Genomic DNA, 15,343 nt, shown 5'->3' with positions numbered 1-15,343 from the left:
CGAAACCCTTTACATTCCCCTTCGTATGACCAGCCGTGTCGTTCTCACGCGATCGGGTCCGTCCCCAACACGGGGTGTACGCGCTCGGGGCCTTCTGTCTCGGCCTCGGCCTCGCGCACCTCGTCACCGAGGGCGAGGGGATCGGGACGGCGCTCGAGGCGTTCGTGATCTGCGCCATCGCCCTCCTCGTCGTCGGGACCGGGTACGGGCTCCCGAACCGACCGGTCTCCCGGTCGGGCAAGTGGCGCGCGCTGCGGCTGGCGGCCGCCGTGGCGGGCTCGTTCGCGCTCCTCGCGCTCGCGGTCTGGCTGATCTGGGCGCTGGAGGGCGACCCGTCGGAGTTCACCTTCCTCCTCGCGTTCGCGACGAGCCTCGGGTCGGCGGTCGGCGTCCGCGGCGGGCTGCACGCCGTCGAGGCCGACGAGCGGCTCGACGAGGCCCGCGACCTGACCAAGCTGTTGACGATCAACCAGCGCGTGCTCCGACACAACCTCCGGAACGAGCTCACCGTCGCGCTCGGCACCCTGGACAGGGTCGAACGGCGCGACCACGGCCCGGAGACCGACGACGACGTGCGAACCGCGCGGACGCACCTGGAGCGCCTCGTCGAGACGACCGACCGGACGCGGGAGATCGTCTCCATCTGGAACACCGACCGGCGCGAGACGTTCCGCCTCCGGACGCTCGTCGAAGAGCGGGCGGAGGCGGTCGGGGCGGCGCATCCCGAGACGTTGATCGCGACGGAGTTCGACGGCGACCCGCGCGTGCGGTCGCACCCGGCGCTCCCGACGGCGATCGAGGAGGGGATCCGCAACGCGGCCGAGCACACGCCGAGCGACGCCGCCGTGACCGTCACGCTCAGCACGGATCGGTCCGGGGCGGCAGTCGTCGAGATCGCCGACACCGGGGCGGGGATCCCCCAGTTCGACGTGGACGCGGTCGAGGGGCCGACGGAGACGCCGCTCGTCCACACGCAGGGGCTCGGGCTCTGGATCATCTACTGGACCGTCGAGACCGCCGGCGGCACGTTCGAGCTGCTAGAGAACGAGCCGACCGGGACCGTCGTCCGGATCGCGTTACCGACCGTCGAGGGGTCCTGAGCGGTGGAATTGGGCGACCGCGCGGGGAGACCGCGGGCCGACCGCGGATTGACTGAGGGGAGACCGCGGGCCGACCGCGGGCCGACCGCAAGTCGACGGGAGTGACCCGGTTCGGCGACCTACCGCCCCCCGGCCGCCGCGACCGCGTCGACCGTCCGCCGCGCGTTCTCGGCGATCGCCGCGTACTCCCCGTTCGCGACCGCGTCGCCGTCGACGATCGCGCTGCCGACGCCGACGGCGACGGCGCCCGCCTCGACGTAGTCGCCGGCGTTCTCCGGGCCGACGCCGCCGGTCGGCACCAGCGGGACCTGCGGGAGCGGCCCGCCGAGGGCCGCGACGTGCGCCGGGCCGCCCGTCGCGGCGGGGAACACCTTCACGAAGTCGGCGCCGGCCTCGTAGGCGCGGAGGGCCTCCGTCGGCGTGAACGCGCCGGTCGCGACCGGCGTCCCGTAGCGGTTCGCGGTCTCGATCACGCCCTCGTCGACGGTCGGCGTGACGAGGAACTCGGCGCCCGCGAGCTGTACGGCCCGGGCCGTCTCCGCGTCGAGCACCGTCCCGGCGCCGACGAGGACGTCGTCGAACCGGTCCGCGAGCCGTCCGATCGTCTCCGCGACGCGCGGCGTGTCCGCGGTCACCTCCAGCGCCGTGACGCCGCCGTCGACGACCGCGTCCGCGACGTCGACCGCCGCGTCCGGCGCCACGCCGCGGAGGATCGCGATCACGCCGCCCTCGCGGATCCGCTCGACTCGTCGTGCGTGCATGCGACTACCCGGGAGGGCGGTCCTCATAAAGCGGCCGGCTCGCCGCGAGGGGCCGCGTCGCCGCGGCCGACGGCCTCGCCGCCGACCGAGGCGCGGTCGCATCGTCGCCCGAACTGTATCCCCCCGCGTCGCCCGAAGACCCACTGCCGCCCGAAACGACTAACGGCGCCCGCGGGGTAGCGCCACGGGATCAGAATGAGCGAGATCGTCGACTACGAGCTGTTCGAGGTGCCGCCGCGGTGGCTCTTCTTACGCGTGGAAACGGACGAGGGGACGGTCGGGTGGGGCGAGCCGGTCGTCGAGGGGCGGTCGAAGACGGTGAAGACCGCGGTCGAGGAGCTCTTCGAGAGCTACCTGCTCGGGAAGGCGGCCGGGCGGATCGAGGACCACTGGCAGGCGATGTACCGCGGCGGCTTCTACCGCGGCGGCCCGGTCCTGATGAGCGCCATCGCCGGCGTCGATCAGGCGCTGTGGGACATCAAGGGGAAGGAGCTCGGCGTCCCCGTCCACGACCTGCTCGGCGGCGCGGCGCGCGACCGGATCCGGGTGTACCAGTGGATCGGCGGCGACCGCCCCACCGACGTGGCCGAACAGGCCCGCGAGCGGGTCGAGGCGGGGTTCACGGCGCTGAAGATGAACGCCACCGAGGAGATCGAGCGGGTCGACGACCCCGCCACGGTCGATGCCGCCGCGACGCGCCTGCGGGAGGTCCGGGAGGCGGTCGGCGACGAGGTGGGGATCGGCGTCGACTTCCACGGCCGCGTCTCGAAGCCGATGGCGAAGCGGCTCGTCGCGGCGCTGGATCCGCACGACCCGATGTTCGTGGAAGAGCCCGTCCTGTCGGGTCACAACGACGCGCTCCCGGACATCGCCGCGCACACGACGGCGCCCATCGCGACGGGCGAGCGGATGTACTCGCGGTGGGAGTTCAAGGAGGTCTTCGAGGACGGCGCCGTCGACGTGATCCAGCCGGACCTCTCGCACGCGGGCGGGATCACCGAGGTGCGGAAGATCGCCGCGATGGCCGAGGCGTACGACGTGGCGTTGGCGCCCCACTGCCCGCTCGGCCCGATCGCGCTCGCCGCCTGCCTGCAGGTCGACGCCTGCGCGCCGAACGCCTTCATCCAGGAGCAGAGCCTCGACATCCACTACAACGAGACGAGCGACGTGCTCGACTACCTCGCCGACCCGTCCGTCTTCGACTACGAGGACGGGTACGCGGCGATCCCCGACGCGCCCGGCCTCGGGATCGAGGTCGACGAGGCGCACGTCCGCGAGCAGGCGGAGCGGGACGTGGACTGGCACAACCCGGTCTGGCGCCACGCCGACGGGAGCGTCGCGGAGTGGTAGGCGGTCGGGCGGCCCCGCCGACGGACGGTGACTATTTGACGGGCGGCGACGCCATTCCCGGTATGCCACCGACCGATCCGACCGAGAACGCGGTCGAGGGGAGACACGCCGACAGGGTCGCCGTCGTCACCGGCTCCACCCGGGGGATCGGCGCGGGCGTCGCCCGTCGCTTCGCGGCCGAGGGCGCCGCGGTCGTCGTGACCGGTCGCTCCGCCGGGGACGGCAACGCCGTCGCGGACGAGATCGAGGCGGCCGGCGGCGAGGCGACGTTCGTCCGCGCGGACATGCGCGACCCGGCCGAGATCGAGGCGCTCGTCGACCACGCCGTCGCCGAGTACGGCGAGATCGACGTGCTGGTGAACAACGCGGGCGTCCAGACCGAGACCACCGCGAGCGAGGCGACGACCGACGACTGGGCGTTCGTCGTCGAGACCGACTTCCGGGCGTACTGGCTGTGCGCGAAGCACGCCGCCGCGGAGATGCCCCCGGGCGGGACGATACTCAACACCTCCTCGAACCACGCCTTCCTCACGATGCCGGGGCTGTTCCCGTACAACGCGGTGAAGGCCGGGATCAACGGGATGACCCGCGCGCTCGCGCTGGAGCTCGGGCCGGACGGGATCACGGTGAACACGATCAACCCGGGCTGGATCGAGATCGACCGCACCCGCGAGGAGCTCGGCGACGACTACGGGTACACGGAGGCGATCCACCCGGCCGGTCGCCTCGGCACCCCCGCCGACGTGGCCGGCCTCGCGGCGTTCCTCGCGAGCGACGACGCGACGTTCATCACTGGCGAGAGCGTCCTCGTCGACGGCGGCCGGTCGCAGGTGATGGAAGACGAGCGCTACCTCGCCTACCGCCGGGACGGGTGAGTCGGCGGCGGGCTGGGGATGCTCGCCGGGTCGTGGACGGGCGCGCCGCGGATGATCAAGTCGCTCGCCCAAGACTACTCGTCGCTCGGCCCGCGGCGCTCCATCTCCGCGCTCGTCCCGTCGTTCCTGATCGCCCAGCTGGCGGTGCTGCTCGGCGTGCCGGTCTCGTTCAACGAGATCGTCGTCAGCGCGATCATCGGGAGCGGCGCCGCGGTGGGCGGGCGGGACGCGGTGGACGCGCGGAAGATCCTCGTGACGATCGGGGCGTGGGCCGGGTCGTTCGGCCTGTCGTTCGCGCTCGCGTACGCCGTCGCGGTCGGGCTCCTGTGACCGCCCGGGGGCGACCGCGCGGCGCTCGCCTCGGACAACCGTCGGCGAAGCGACCGCGGACCGCGGGCGTCCCCCTCTGCGATCCCGGCCCGTTGGCGCGAAATTGTGCGTTCTATACACAAACATTTTAACGGCGCGTCGCGTACGGACTCGACAGTAAAATGCCAGACTCGATGTCCGAACAGCTCCAGCGGGACATGGCGTGTGAGGGGTTACTGGAGTGTTTCCACGGGCTCACACAGCTCGACAGGCGGGTCTTTCAGGAGCTCGTCCGGGCCGAGGCGCCGCTGACGATCGACGAGATCGGCGACGCGGTCGACCGCGAGCGGTCGACCGCCTACCGCGCCGTGCAGCGGCTCCTCCAGGCCGGCTTCATCCAGAAGGAGCAGGTGAACTACGACCAGGGAGGGTACTACCACGTCTACCGCCCGACCGACCCGGAGCAGGTCGCCGACGACATGCAGCGCATGCTCAACGACTGGTACGCGAAGATGGGCCAGCTCATTCAGGAGTTCGAGGAGAAGTACGACCGGACCGAGGGATCGGCGTCGGCCGCGGAGAGCTGACGGCGGCGGTCGGGTCGCGTTCGGCGGTCACCGACCGCGTCGCGGGCGGGAGTCGAGTCACCGAGAGGCGACGCCCGACGGGAGAACCGCTTATTGCCCGCGGCGCACACGGCCCCCCATGGACGAGCCGGCGGTGTTCGACCGCGTGGTGACCGCGCTCGACGAGCGGAACTACGAGCCGCTGGTGCACGTGCCGGAGGCCCACAGCGGGACGTACGCGGACGTGCTCGACCGGTGCCGCCGCCACGAGATCGCGATCCGTGGGCGGTACCCTGACGTGCTCGGCTTCACCGACGCGGACCGGGTGTTCGCGATCGAGGTGAAGGGGGAGCGGAACCTCCTCCGCGGCATCGGACAGGCGATGACCTACCAGCAGGGCGCGCACGTCTCCTATCTCGCGGGCGACGGCGAAGCCGTGGCGACCCACGCGAACCTGCTCCGGTCGAAGGGGGTCGGCGTCATCGGCGTCGACGCCGACGGAGAGACATCGTGGAGCGATCCGCCGAGCGCGGAGTCGACCGAGGAAGTCGCCGACATCGAGGGACAGCTGTCGGTCCGGCTCCGCGGGAACGCGTTCGGCGGCGATATCACGACGCTGAGCCTCGCGCAGCCGCTGAACTACCTCGCACCGGTCGTCGCCCTCGACCGGTACGGGCCGCTCGCGCGCGACGAGCTCGTCGACGTCATTGCCGACGAGTACGGGTTCGGCGCCAGTGACGAGACCGTCGCGAGCGCGCGGACGCTCGGTCTCCTCGCGCTCGGCTCGCCCCGCGACCTGACCTCGCAGGGGGAGTTGGCCGCGACGGTGCTCCGGGGCTACGGGGTCGAGGAACTCGACGACCTCCGGCTGGCGAAGGCGGACGTCGGCCGGAGCACGGTCGCCGAGGTCCACCCGCCGCTCGCGGTGCTCCTCCGGAACTCGTTTTCCAGGCACCCGGAATTCGGCCTGCTGCTCGACGCGCTCCGCAAGGAGGGCCCTCGGATCCACTTCCTCGACCTCGTCGAGCGGCTGGTCCGCGAGTATCCGAACGTCTTCCTGAGCGCGTTCTGCACGACGCGGGGCGCGACTCGCGCTCGAGAGCTGATCGAGCGGGGGAAGACCGCCCGCCTCTATCGGGACCCGTCGGTCTGGAGGGACGCGGTCCGTAACAACGTCCTCTTCAACTTCGTTCAGCAGCTGAAACACGTCGGCGTCCTCGCCCCCGAGACGCGCAGCCACAGCGGGGCGATGAGCGAGTACGACCCCGACGAGAAGCCGTGGATCGTCGCCGATCTGGAATAGACGACCCTCCGAGATACCCTGAATCGCCGACCGCGAGAACGGCGCGGCGGCTCACCGGTCGGGTCGTCACAGAAGTGCTCCGGCTGGGATTCGAACCCAGGTCATCACCGTGAGAGGGTGATATGATTGGCCGGACTACACCACCAGAGCGCACGTCCGTTCGACGCGTCATCAGATACGGCAGGAGATTGTAAAACAGTTCCGCTTCGACGGCGCCGTGCCCCGGTTTACCGTGGCTCAGCTCCCGGTCGCGGCGGTGCCAGGCGGCGCTCAGACGTCGACCGCGAACGGGGCCGCGTCGGCCGCGCCGTCGGCGACGCCGGCGAGCAGCTCGGCGACCGCGTCGAGGTCGCCGAGGTCGACGACCTCGACGGGCGTGTGCATGTACCGGTTCGGGATCGAGACGTTGAGCGACGGGACGCCGCCCCGCGCCGTGTAGAACGCGTCCGCGTCGGTGCCGGTCCGCGTGCCGGCCGCCTGAAGTTGGACGTCGACGCCCGCGTCGGCCGCGGCGTCGCGCGCGAGCGCGACGAGCGACGGGTGGTTGGCGCTCCCGCGGGCGACCACCGGGCCCGCGCCGAGCTCGACCGGACCGCGGCGTTCGGTCTCCACGTCGGGGTTGTCGGTGGCGTGCGTGACGTCGACGGCGACGAACGCGTCCACGTCGTCGAGGTCGACGCCGACCATCCGAGCGCCCTGGAGCCCGACCTCCTCCTGGACCGTGGAGACGGCGTAGACGGTCGCGTCGACGCCGCGCTCGGCCGCGCGGCGGAGCCCCTCGGCGGCCGCCCACGTCCCCGTGCGGTTGTCGATCCCGCGGGCGGCGATCCGGTCGCCGACCAGCTCCCTCGGCTCCGTCGAGACGGTGACCGGGTCGCCGACCTCGACGTGCTCGCGGGCCTCCTCGGCATCGGTCGCGCCGACGTCGACGAACTGCCCGGCGATCTCTTGGTACTCGTCGTCCGACTGATCCCGCAGGTGGATCGCGGTCTGGCCGATCACGCCCTGCACGGGCTCGTCGGCGTGGACCGTGACGTGCTGGCCCTTCGAGACGGTGCGGTCGGAGCCCCCGATCCGGGCGATCCGAAGGAACCCGTCGTCGAGCACGTCGCGGACGATGAATCCGATCTCGTCGGCGTGGCCCGTCAGGGCGATCGCCGGCGCGTCGGGGGCGCCCTCGCTGACCGCGACGGCGTTGCCGTAGGCGTCGACGGAGATGTCGTCCGCGAACTCGCCGACGTAGTCGGTCCACACCCGCTGGCTCGCCGCCTCGAACCCGGAGGGGCTGGCGGTCGCGAGCAGGTCGTCGAGGAACGTCCGGCCGCTCTCGTGCATGGTCGGGAGTGACGGGGCGGCCGGCAAGAAACCGCCGATCTGAGCCCTGCGAACGCTCCCCCGAGCCGCGAGCGCCCGCCGACCCGCGCCGCCGCCACGCCTAAACCGTCGCCGCGCGAACGACGGGATATGAGCGACTCATCGTTCACGCTGTTGGAGGTACACCTCGGCGACGGGGACGTCGACGTCGGGCCGTTCGAACTCTTCGGCGCGGCCGAGGAGCCGGCGGCGGGCACCGAGTCGGCGTCGGACGCGAACGGCGACCGCGCGAGCGACGACGCGGGCGACGCCGGCTCCGGCGGCGGCTGCCGAGGGAAGTCGATCGCGGGCCTCCTGCTCGCGCTCGCCGCGCTCGCCGCGGTCGCGGTCGGCGTCGCGAGACTCCGCGGCGACGACGAGGTCCCGTCGGGGATCGCCGGCGACGACTGACGGGCGGACGCGAGCGATCGGCGGCGACGCCGACCCGACGCAAGCGATTTCAGGCGCGCAGCCCTGCCGTTCGTATGGACATTCTCCGAAGCCTGCGCGCGGTCTCCGAGGCGTCCGGCGACGGCGTCGTCGACTGGGACCGGGCCGCGGCGGCCGCGAAGGCGAGCACGGACCCCGGCTCGCTCGCGCTCACGGCCGGCGAGCGCGAGGGGTACGCCGCCGACGTCCGCGACGCCCGGGCGCGGCTGAGCGAGGTCGCTGGGATCGCGTTCGACGTCCCCGACGCGATCGAGGTGCAGAACCGCCACCACTGGATCGACGCGAGCGTCGACACGTTCCGGAACGTGATGGCGCCGATCGAGGCGGCGGCGACCGGGCAGTCGGGGACGGGGGCGGGCGGCGCTCTCGACGGCCTCGGCGGCCCCGGCGGCGCCGACGGCTTCGACGACCCGGCCGCGGCGCTCACGCGGGACGCCTCGCGGATCGCCAACACCGGGACGATGGCGTTCGCGCTCGGCTTCCTCGCGCGGAACGTCCTCGGCCAGTACGACCCGCTGCTGCTCGCCGACGAGCCCGACGCCGACCACGGGCTCTACTTCGTCCACCCGAACATCGTCGCCGTCGCGGCGTCGCTCGACGTCGACTACCCGCGGTTCCGGCGGTGGATCGCGTTCCACGAGGTGACGCACGCGGCCGAGTTCGGCGCGGCGCCGTGGCTCCCGGAGTACCTCGAATCGCGCGTCGAGCGCGGCGTGGAGGGACTGACGGCGGGCGAGATGACGCTCGGCGGGCTCGACTCGGCGGCGTTCGGCGAGCTGCAGGCCGCCATGACCGCGGTCGAGGGGTACGCGGAGGTGCTGATGGACCGCGCGTTCGACGGCGAGTACGCCGACCTGCGGCGCAAGCTCGACGAGCGCCGCGGGGGCGGCGGCCCGGTCCGGCGGCTCGCGCAGCGCCTCCTCGGGCTGGGGATGAAGCGCCGCCAGTACGAGCGGGGCGCCGCCTTCTTCCGCCGCGTCGCCGACGCCCGTGGGATCGAGGCCGCCGGCGCGGTCTGGGAGCGCTCCGAGAACCTCCCGACCGGGGCCGAGCTCGACGACCCCGAGGCGTGGCTGACGCGGGTCGACCCCTGAACCCGGATCGACTCCGAAACGCGGCCGACGCCCTTCGAGCCGGGGCGATTCAGCCGGACGAGCCCGCTCCGGTCCCCTCCATCGGTTCGACGGAGGCGTCGTGCTCCGGGTCGACGCGGTGGCAGGCCGCCCACCTGTCGTCGCCCGTGTCCACCCGCGCGGGCTCGTCGTCGGCGCACGGCGACAAGCACAGCTCCCCGAGCGTCCGGTCGGCGGCGTCCGCGTCGCCGTCCACGAGCAGGCGCGCGGCCTCCCGTATCCGCTCGGCGGCGTCGTCGGGCAGCGAGCGCGGCTCCCCCGGCAGCGTCGTCTCCACGATCCGCTCGGCGACCGCCTCGTCGCTCGCGGACCCCCCCTCGGCGCCCTCCATCTGTCGACGGACGGCGTCCACGTCGACGTCGCCGCCCTCAACGCGGGTCTGGAAGGTGAAGGCGCGCCGGAACGCCGCCTGGCTCCCGCTCCAGTCGTCGCCCGGGATCACGGCCGGACACCGGGTGTGGAACCGGCAGCCCGACGGCGGGTCGATCGGCGAGGGGACCGTCCCGCGGAGCACCACGCGGTCGGTCCGCGCCGACGGGTCGATCCGCGGGACCGCGGAGAGGAGGCTCTTCGTGTACGGGTGTTTCGGCTCCTCGAACAGCTCCCGGACCGGCGCGGTCTCCACGATCTTCCCCAAGTACATCACCGCGACCCGGCTCGCGACCTGCCGGATCACGGAGAGGTCGTGCGCGATCAGGACGAGCGACAGCCCCAGCTCGGACTGGAGGTTTTTCAGGAGGTTGAGTATCTGCGCCTGCACGGAGACGTCGAGCGCGCTCACGGGCTCGTCGGCGACGATGACGTCCGGCTCGACGGCCAGCGCCCGGGCGATGCCGACCCGCTGCTGTTGCCCCCCGGAGAACTGGCCCGGGTAGCGGTCGATGTACGACGGCTTGAGCCCGACCCGTTCGAGGAGCTCCTTCGCCCGCTCCGTCCGGTCCGCGTCGGAGTCGCCGATCCCGTGGACCTCCATCGGGGCGGTCACGATGTCCCCGACGGTCTGTCGGGGGTTGAGCGACGCCAGCGGGTCCTGGAACACCATCTGGATCTCCGACCGGTACGGCCGCATCTCGCGGTCGGAGAGGCCGCCGATCTCCTCGCCCCGGAACCGCACCGTCCCCTCGGTCGGCTCGTGGAGGTTCAACAGCGTCCGGCCGAGCGTCGACTTCCCGCACCCCGACTCGCCGACGACGGCCAGCGTCTCCCCCGCCCGGAGCTCCAGGTCGACCCCGTCGACGGCCTTCACCGACTGCCCGGCGTTCAACAGCCGATCGAGGAACCCGTCGCTCTGGTCGAAGTGCTTCTTCAGCCCCTCCGTCTCCAAGACCACGTCGGTCGCGACCCCCGCCTTCTCCGACGCGTCGGCCGGGGCGTCGGTCATCGTCTCGCGGCTCATAACCGATCACCCGCCGGACCGCGACGGAGGCAGGCGGCCTCGTGGTCGTCGCCGACCGACCGGAACTCCGGGGCGCGCTCGAAGCACTCCCGCTCCGCCTCGGGACAGCGGGGCGCGAAGTGGCACGCGTACTCGATGTCTATCAGGTCCGGGACGTTCCCCTCGATCGGCTCCAGCGTGGCGTCCGGGTTCTCCAGCTGCGGCGTGCTCGCGATGAGCCCCTGCGTGTACGGGTGCTCCGGGCTGGAGAACAGCTCCCGCGTCTCCGCCCGCTCGACGATCTCCCCGGCGTACATGACGTTGACCCGGTCGCAGGTCTCGGCGACGACGGCGAGATCGTGCGTGATCAGAAGGATCGCGGTGTCGAACTCGTCTTTCAGGTCTTCGAGCTCTTCGAGGATCTGCGCCTGGATCGTGACGTCCAGCGCCGTCGTCGGCTCGTCCGCGATGACGAGGTCGGGCTCGCAGGCGAGCGCCATGGCGATCATCGCGCGCTGCCGCATCCCGCCGGAGAACTGGTGCGGGAAGTCGTCGGCCCGGGCCTCCGGTTCGGGGATCTGCACGGACTCGAGCATCTCGATCGCGCGCCGCCACGCCTCCCCGTTCTTCGCGGCCCCGACGATCTTGCGTTTCAGCTCGGCCGACAGCGTGACGGACTCGCCGGTGTCCTGGTGGAGCCGCACCGTCTCGGCGATCTGCTCGCCGACCGTCAGCGTCGGGTTGAGGCTGTTCATCGGGTCCTGGAAGATCATCGACATCCGCCCGCCCCGGATCGACTGCCGCTGTTCGTCGGTCATCTCCAGCAGCGACTCCCCGTCGAAGCGGATGTCGCCGCCCGCGATCTCGCCCGGCTCCTCGACGATGCCGAGCACGCTCTCCGCGAGGACGCTCTTCCCCGACCCGGACTCCCCGACGAGCCCGACGATCTCGCCGGGTTCGATGGACAGGCTGACCCCGTCCACGGCGCGGACGACGCCGCGGTCCGTCGGGAACTGCGTCCGGAGGTCGTCGACCGAGAGGACCGGCGTCGACATCTCAGCTCACCTCGCTCTCGGAGATGTCGAACGCGTCCCTGAGCCCGTCTCCGAGCGTGTTGAACGCCAGCACGACGGTCATGATCGCCAGCCCCGGCATCACCGAGATCCACCACGCCTGCGAGATGAACTGCCGGCCGTCCGAGATCAGGAGCCCCCACGTCGGGGTCGTCGGCTTCACCCCCAGCCCGAGGAACGACAGGGCGGCCTCGCCGAGGATGGCCAGCGGGATCATGAGCGTCGCCTGGACGATGATCGGCGACACCGCGTTCGGCAGTATCTCCTTGAACATCACCCGGACGTCGCTCATCCCGACCGCCTGCGCGGCCGTGATGTACTCCTCCTGCCGGATGGAGAGCACCTCACCGCGCACAATGCGGGCGAAGTCGTCGATGAACGCGATCCCGATGGCGATCACGACGTTGAGCCAGCCCAACCCCCCCATCACGGCGATGATCCCGACGCCGAGAATGATCGTCGGGAACGCCCAGATGAAGTCGATCCCGCGCATGATCACCGAGTCGATCTTCCCGCCGTAGAAGCCGGCGAGCGTCCCGAGCGCCGTCCCGACGGTGAACGCGAACGCGACGGTCGCGAACGCCACCAAGAGGGATATCTGCGCCCCGTACATGATCCGCGTCAGGATGTCGTAGCCGAACGAGTCGGTCCCGAGGTAATGCGTCACGGTCTCCCGCTGTCCGTCGCCGTCGAAGTCGCCGGTCGACTCGCTCATCGGCTCCTGCATGAAGCCGAACTGCTCCTCCGGGCCGTGCGGGGCGACGTACGGCGCGAACGCCGCCGTCAGCACGAACCCGACGACGACCAGCGCGCCCAGGAGCGCGAGCTTGTCCCGCTTCAGGACGCGGACGATCCGCTCGCGCGTCGTCGTGTACTCTTCGACCGCCTCTTCGGTGTGGTACTCGTCGGGGACCTCGCCCGGACCGAACTCGCCGGCGTGCCGCGCGAACTCCGGAGTACCCGCGTTCTTATCACTCATGACTGCTCTCCTCCGTATCGGATCCGCGGATCGATCGCCGTGTACGCGATGTCGACGAGTAGGTTCATGAAGACGAAGATGCCCGCGATGAGCAGGATCGTCATCTGCGTCACGGGGTAGTTGCGTTCGAGGATCGAGTTCACGAGGAGCCGACCCAGCCCCTGGATGCCGAAGACGATCTCCACGGTGACGCTCCCGCCGAGGATGAGCGCCAGCTGGATCCCCGCGATCGTGACGACCGGGATCAGCGCGTTCTGGAGCGCGTGCTTGTACAGTCGGATCCGCGAGCTAACCCCCTTCGCGACCGCCGTCCGCATGTACTGCTCGTCGAGCGTCTCGATGAGCGAGGACCGCATCATCCGCGTGACGCCCGCCGCGTACGGCAGCCCGACCGCGACGCCCGGGAGGAAGATGCTGCGCAGCCACGGGACGACCCCCTCCGAGATCGGGGTGTAGCCGACCACGGGGAACCACCCGAGCTGCACGCCGAAGACGATGGCCAGCAGGATGCCGACGAAGAACGCCGGCATCGAGATCCCGATGAACGCGCCGATCGTCGCGACGTAGTCCTGCAGCTGGTTCCGCTTCGTCGCCCCGATGATCCCGGCGGGGATCGCGACGGCGAGCCCGAGCACCACGCCGAAGGCGGCGATCGAGAGCGTCCGCGGGGCCGCCGCCGCGATGAGCCCCGCCACGGACTCGCTCGACGTGATGCTCTGTCCGAAGTCGCCGACCAGCATCTCCGAGAACCACTCGACGTACTGGACGTACAGCGGCTGGTCGAGGCCGAGTTCGGCGCGGAGGCTCGCGACCGCCTCCGGCGTCGCCTCCTGGCCGAGCATCGCCCGGACCGGCCCGCCCGGCACCGACCGCAGGCCGACGAACACCGTCGTCGCCACGAGCCACATCACGAAGAACGCGTGGCCGGTGCGCTTCGCTATGTACCGCCACATCACTCGTTCAGGTACACGGTGTGGAAGTTCCGGAGTCCGGAGAGGTGGTTGAACCCGCCCACCTCCTCGCGGACCCCGGCGATGTCGTCCTGGTGCACCAGGAAGGCGTGCGGGACGTCCGCGATGAGCGTGTCCTCGATCTCCCACAGCAGGTCACGACGCGCCTCGCGGTCGGTCTCGGCCCGCTGTTGGGCGAGCAGGTTGTGGACCTCCTCGTTCTCGTACCGGACCCAGTTCCAGACGCCCCCCTCGTCGGGCAGCCGGTAGAAGTTCCACAGCGACTGCTCCGGGTCAGGGTCGATGATGCTGCCGGCGATCGTGGTGTCGTAGTCGCCCTCCTCGTAGCGCGTCCAGTACGTCGAGCTGGTGACCTGCTCGATGTCGACGTCGAACCCGGCCTCGTTGAGCTGCTGGCGCATCGCCTCCGCCTCCCGGGTGCCGCCCTCGTTGGCCAGGATCGAGAAGCTGGCGCCGGCGGCCCCGGACTCTTCGAGCAGCTGCTGTCCCTCCTCGGGCGCGTAGTCCTGGTCGCCCGGCTTGTCCTCGCGCCAGACCCATCCGGTCCCCCTGTTCAGCACGCCCGTGTCGGGCAGCGCGTTGCCGAAGTACGCGGTCTCGACGAAGCGCTCGTTGTCGATGACCTTCGCGATACCGCGTCGCGCCTGGCGGTCGCCGAACGGCTCCCGCTCCTCGTTCATCGCGAGGCCGTACCAGTTGATGCCCGGCGCCACGTCGGTGTTGGCCTCGGCGTCGTTCCCGAGCTGGTCGAGGTTCTGTAAGGGGAGCAGGTTCGCGAACTGGATGTCCCCGCTCCGGAGGGCGTTCACGATGGAGGACGGCTCCGGGATCGGCTGGACATCGATACCGTCGAGGTAGGGGAGCTGATTGCCGTTCTCGTCGGTCTCGAAGTAGTCGTCGTAGGCGTCGAGCGTGACGCTGTTACCGACCTCGTGGCCCGTTACCTCGAACGGCCCGGTCCCGACCGGGGTGACGTTGTACTGGTCCGCGCCCATCTCCTCGATGGCCTCCTGACTGACGATGGTCGCCGCGCGGCCCGGGCCGCGGGTGAGGTACACCAGCGAGGTCACGTTGGGCTGCTCCCAGCGGATCGTCACCTCGTAGTCGCCGCCGACCTCGACGCCGCCCTCGTCGATCGGCTGGAGGCTCGACAGCTTCGACGCCGCCGGGGCCTCCTCCTCGATGGTCCGCCGGATCGTGTACTCCACGTCGTCCGCGCTGAACTCGGTCCCGTTGTGGAACGTGACGTCGTCCCGGAGGGTGAAGGTGAACGTCGCACCGCCGTCGGCGACCGACCAGTCCTCCGCGAGGTCGCCCTCGATCTGGAGGTCCGGCCCGAGCTTGGTCAGGCCGCTGAACACGTTCGCGGCCAGCTGGAAGTACTGGCCGACGCTGATGTACGGCGGGTCGAGCGTGTCGATGCTCCCGGTGAACCAGCCGGCCTGCAGCCGGCCGCCCGTGGAGATCTCCTGGCTCCCCGAGGAGCCGTCCGAGCCGTCCTCTCCGCCTCCGCCGTCGCCGCCGTCGCCCCCGTCTCCGCCGTCGCCGCCGCCGCCGGCGCAGCCCGCGAGGCCGCCCAGCCCCGCGGCGCTGAGCAGCGACAGCGTGGTTCGCCGGTCGACCACCGGGCCCTCGACGGCGTTCTCGAATTCGTTGTCATCGGGTGACATGGGAAACGGTACCGAGCGGATCCTGTTAATCCTGACGCCGGATATATCCGTATCTCACGGTCGTTAGCGCGCGTC

General features: G+C 71.3%; 14 protein-coding genes, 1 tRNA gene and 1 pseudogene. 8 read left to right on the top strand and 8 right to left on the bottom strand.

Annotated features, from left to right (window positions below; genetic code table 11):
- Positions 1-35 precede the first annotated feature (35 nt).
- Positions 36-1,100 (top strand): sensor histidine kinase, encoded by a 1,065-nt coding sequence (locus NO900_RS17525; protein WP_256407895.1) that lies wholly within the window; start codon positions 36-38, stop codon positions 1,098-1,100.
- A 119-nt stretch (positions 1,101-1,219) separates the two neighbouring features.
- On the opposite strand, the gene NO900_RS03815 is transcribed toward NO900_RS17525, so the two are convergent.
- Complete coding sequence (locus NO900_RS03815; protein WP_256407894.1) at positions 1,220-1,861, bottom strand: bifunctional 4-hydroxy-2-oxoglutarate aldolase/2-dehydro-3-deoxy-phosphogluconate aldolase; 642 nt, start codon at positions 1,859-1,861, stop codon at positions 1,220-1,222.
- A gap of 195 nt (positions 1,862-2,056) precedes the next feature.
- Between NO900_RS03815 and dgoD the strand changes: the two genes are divergently transcribed.
- The 5 genes and pseudogenes from dgoD (at position 2,057) to NO900_RS03790 (ending at position 6,264) form a co-directional block, all read left to right on the top strand.
- On the top strand, positions 2,057-3,211 hold the full coding sequence (dgoD, locus tag NO900_RS03810) for a galactonate dehydratase (RefSeq protein ID WP_256407893.1): 1,155 nt from the start codon (positions 2,057-2,059) through the stop codon (positions 3,209-3,211).
- A gap of 62 nt (positions 3,212-3,273) precedes the next feature.
- Positions 3,274-4,086, top strand: a complete 813-nt coding sequence (locus NO900_RS03805) for an SDR family NAD(P)-dependent oxidoreductase (RefSeq protein ID WP_256407892.1) — start codon at positions 3,274-3,276, stop codon at positions 4,084-4,086.
- Positions 4,087-4,416 (top strand): annotated as a pseudogene (locus NO900_RS03800) (inorganic phosphate transporter); the annotation flags it as partial.
- A gap of 161 nt (positions 4,417-4,577) precedes the next feature.
- Positions 4,578-4,982, top strand: coding sequence for a helix-turn-helix domain-containing protein (locus NO900_RS03795; RefSeq protein ID WP_256407891.1), 405 nt, complete (start codon positions 4,578-4,580; stop codon positions 4,980-4,982).
- A gap of 118 nt (positions 4,983-5,100) precedes the next feature.
- Positions 5,101-6,264 carry a hypothetical protein gene (locus NO900_RS03790; RefSeq protein ID WP_256407890.1) on the top strand — a complete coding sequence of 388 codons (1,164 nt, stop codon included), beginning with the start codon at positions 5,101-5,103 and terminating at the stop codon, positions 6,262-6,264.
- Positions 6,265-6,339: 75 nt separating this feature from the next.
- Here NO900_RS03790 and NO900_RS03785 read toward each other — a convergent pair.
- Together NO900_RS03785 and NO900_RS03780 are read right to left on the bottom strand one after the other, a co-directional pair.
- A tRNA-Glu gene (locus tag NO900_RS03785) sits at positions 6,340-6,414 on the bottom strand.
- Between the two features lie 120 nt (positions 6,415-6,534).
- On the bottom strand, positions 6,535-7,599 hold the full coding sequence (locus NO900_RS03780; RefSeq protein WP_256407889.1) for a M20/M25/M40 family metallo-hydrolase: 1,065 nt from the start codon (positions 7,597-7,599) through the stop codon (positions 6,535-6,537).
- Positions 7,600-7,728: 129 nt separating this feature from the next.
- On the opposite strand from NO900_RS03780, the gene NO900_RS03775 reads away from it, so the two are divergent.
- A complete protein-coding gene (locus NO900_RS03775) occupies positions 7,729-8,028 on the top strand; it encodes a hypothetical protein (protein ID WP_256407888.1) in 300 nt (99 codons plus the stop codon).
- A 74-nt stretch (positions 8,029-8,102) separates the two neighbouring features.
- Positions 8,103-9,161 carry a zinc-dependent metalloprotease gene (locus NO900_RS03770; protein ID WP_256407887.1) on the top strand — a complete coding sequence of 353 codons (1,059 nt, stop codon included), beginning with the start codon at positions 8,103-8,105 and terminating at the stop codon, positions 9,159-9,161.
- A 49-nt stretch (positions 9,162-9,210) separates the two neighbouring features.
- Here NO900_RS03770 and NO900_RS03765 read toward each other — a convergent pair whose 3' ends face one another.
- Genes NO900_RS03765 through NO900_RS03745 form a run of 5 tightly spaced genes read right to left on the bottom strand, consistent with a single transcriptional unit; the run spans position 9,211 to position 15,268 of the window.
- Positions 9,211-10,581, bottom strand: a complete 1,371-nt coding sequence (locus NO900_RS03765) for an ABC transporter ATP-binding protein (protein ID WP_256407886.1) — start codon at positions 10,579-10,581, stop codon at positions 9,211-9,213.
- Between the two features lie 11 nt (positions 10,582-10,592).
- Positions 10,593-11,630, bottom strand: coding sequence for an ABC transporter ATP-binding protein (locus tag NO900_RS03760; RefSeq protein WP_256407885.1), 1,038 nt, complete (start codon positions 11,628-11,630; stop codon positions 10,593-10,595).
- 1 nt (position 11,631) lies between these two features.
- Entirely contained in the window at positions 11,632-12,627 is a 996-nt protein-coding gene (locus NO900_RS03755; protein WP_256407884.1) for an ABC transporter permease, read from the bottom strand.
- A complete protein-coding gene (locus tag NO900_RS03750; protein WP_256407883.1) occupies positions 12,624-13,580 on the bottom strand; it encodes an ABC transporter permease in 957 nt (318 codons plus the stop codon). Before NO900_RS03750 ends, NO900_RS03755 begins: the two co-directional genes overlap by 4 nt.
- Positions 13,580-15,268 (bottom strand): ABC transporter substrate-binding protein, encoded by a 1,689-nt coding sequence (locus tag NO900_RS03745; RefSeq protein ID WP_256407882.1) that lies wholly within the window; start codon positions 15,266-15,268, stop codon positions 13,580-13,582. Before NO900_RS03745 ends, NO900_RS03750 begins: the two co-directional genes overlap by 1 nt.
- Positions 15,269-15,343: the final 75 nt, after the last annotated feature.

It is taken from the genome of Halorubrum rutilum, assembly GCF_024494565.1.
The sequence above is the reverse complement of the archived record's forward strand: the minus strand, read 5'-3'. Positions and strand labels throughout refer to the sequence as shown.

Excerpts from the sequence above, each read along its gene's own strand:
- NO900_RS03770 (WP_256407887.1), top strand. The coding sequence starts at position 8,103 with ATGGACATTCTCCGAAGCCTGCGCGCGGTCTCCGAGGCGTCCGGCGAC.
- NO900_RS03760 (WP_256407885.1), bottom strand. The coding sequence starts at position 11,630 with ATGTCGACGCCGGTCCTCTCGGTCGACGACCTCCGGACGCAGTTCCCG.
- NO900_RS03795 (WP_256407891.1), top strand. The coding sequence starts at position 4,578 with ATGCCAGACTCGATGTCCGAACAGCTCCAGCGGGACATGGCGTGTGAG.
- NO900_RS03755 (WP_256407884.1), bottom strand. The coding sequence starts at position 12,627 with ATGAGTGATAAGAACGCGGGTACTCCGGAGTTCGCGCGGCACGCCGGC.
- dgoD (WP_256407893.1), top strand. The coding sequence starts at position 2,057 with ATGAGCGAGATCGTCGACTACGAGCTGTTCGAGGTGCCGCCGCGGTGG.
- NO900_RS03775 (WP_256407888.1), top strand. The coding sequence starts at position 7,729 with ATGAGCGACTCATCGTTCACGCTGTTGGAGGTACACCTCGGCGACGGG.
- NO900_RS03750 (WP_256407883.1), bottom strand. The coding sequence starts at position 13,580 with ATGTGGCGGTACATAGCGAAGCGCACCGGCCACGCGTTCTTCGTGATG.
- NO900_RS03745 (WP_256407882.1), bottom strand. The coding sequence starts at position 15,268 with ATGTCACCCGATGACAACGAATTCGAGAACGCCGTCGAGGGCCCGGTG.
- NO900_RS03790 (WP_256407890.1), top strand. The coding sequence starts at position 5,101 with ATGGACGAGCCGGCGGTGTTCGACCGCGTGGTGACCGCGCTCGACGAG.
- NO900_RS03805 (WP_256407892.1), top strand. The coding sequence starts at position 3,274 with ATGCCACCGACCGATCCGACCGAGAACGCGGTCGAGGGGAGACACGCC.
- NO900_RS03780 (WP_256407889.1), bottom strand. The coding sequence starts at position 7,599 with ATGCACGAGAGCGGCCGGACGTTCCTCGACGACCTGCTCGCGACCGCC.
- NO900_RS03765 (WP_256407886.1), bottom strand. The coding sequence starts at position 10,581 with ATGACCGACGCCCCGGCCGACGCGTCGGAGAAGGCGGGGGTCGCGACC.
- NO900_RS03815 (WP_256407894.1), bottom strand. The coding sequence starts at position 1,861 with ATGCACGCACGACGAGTCGAGCGGATCCGCGAGGGCGGCGTGATCGCG.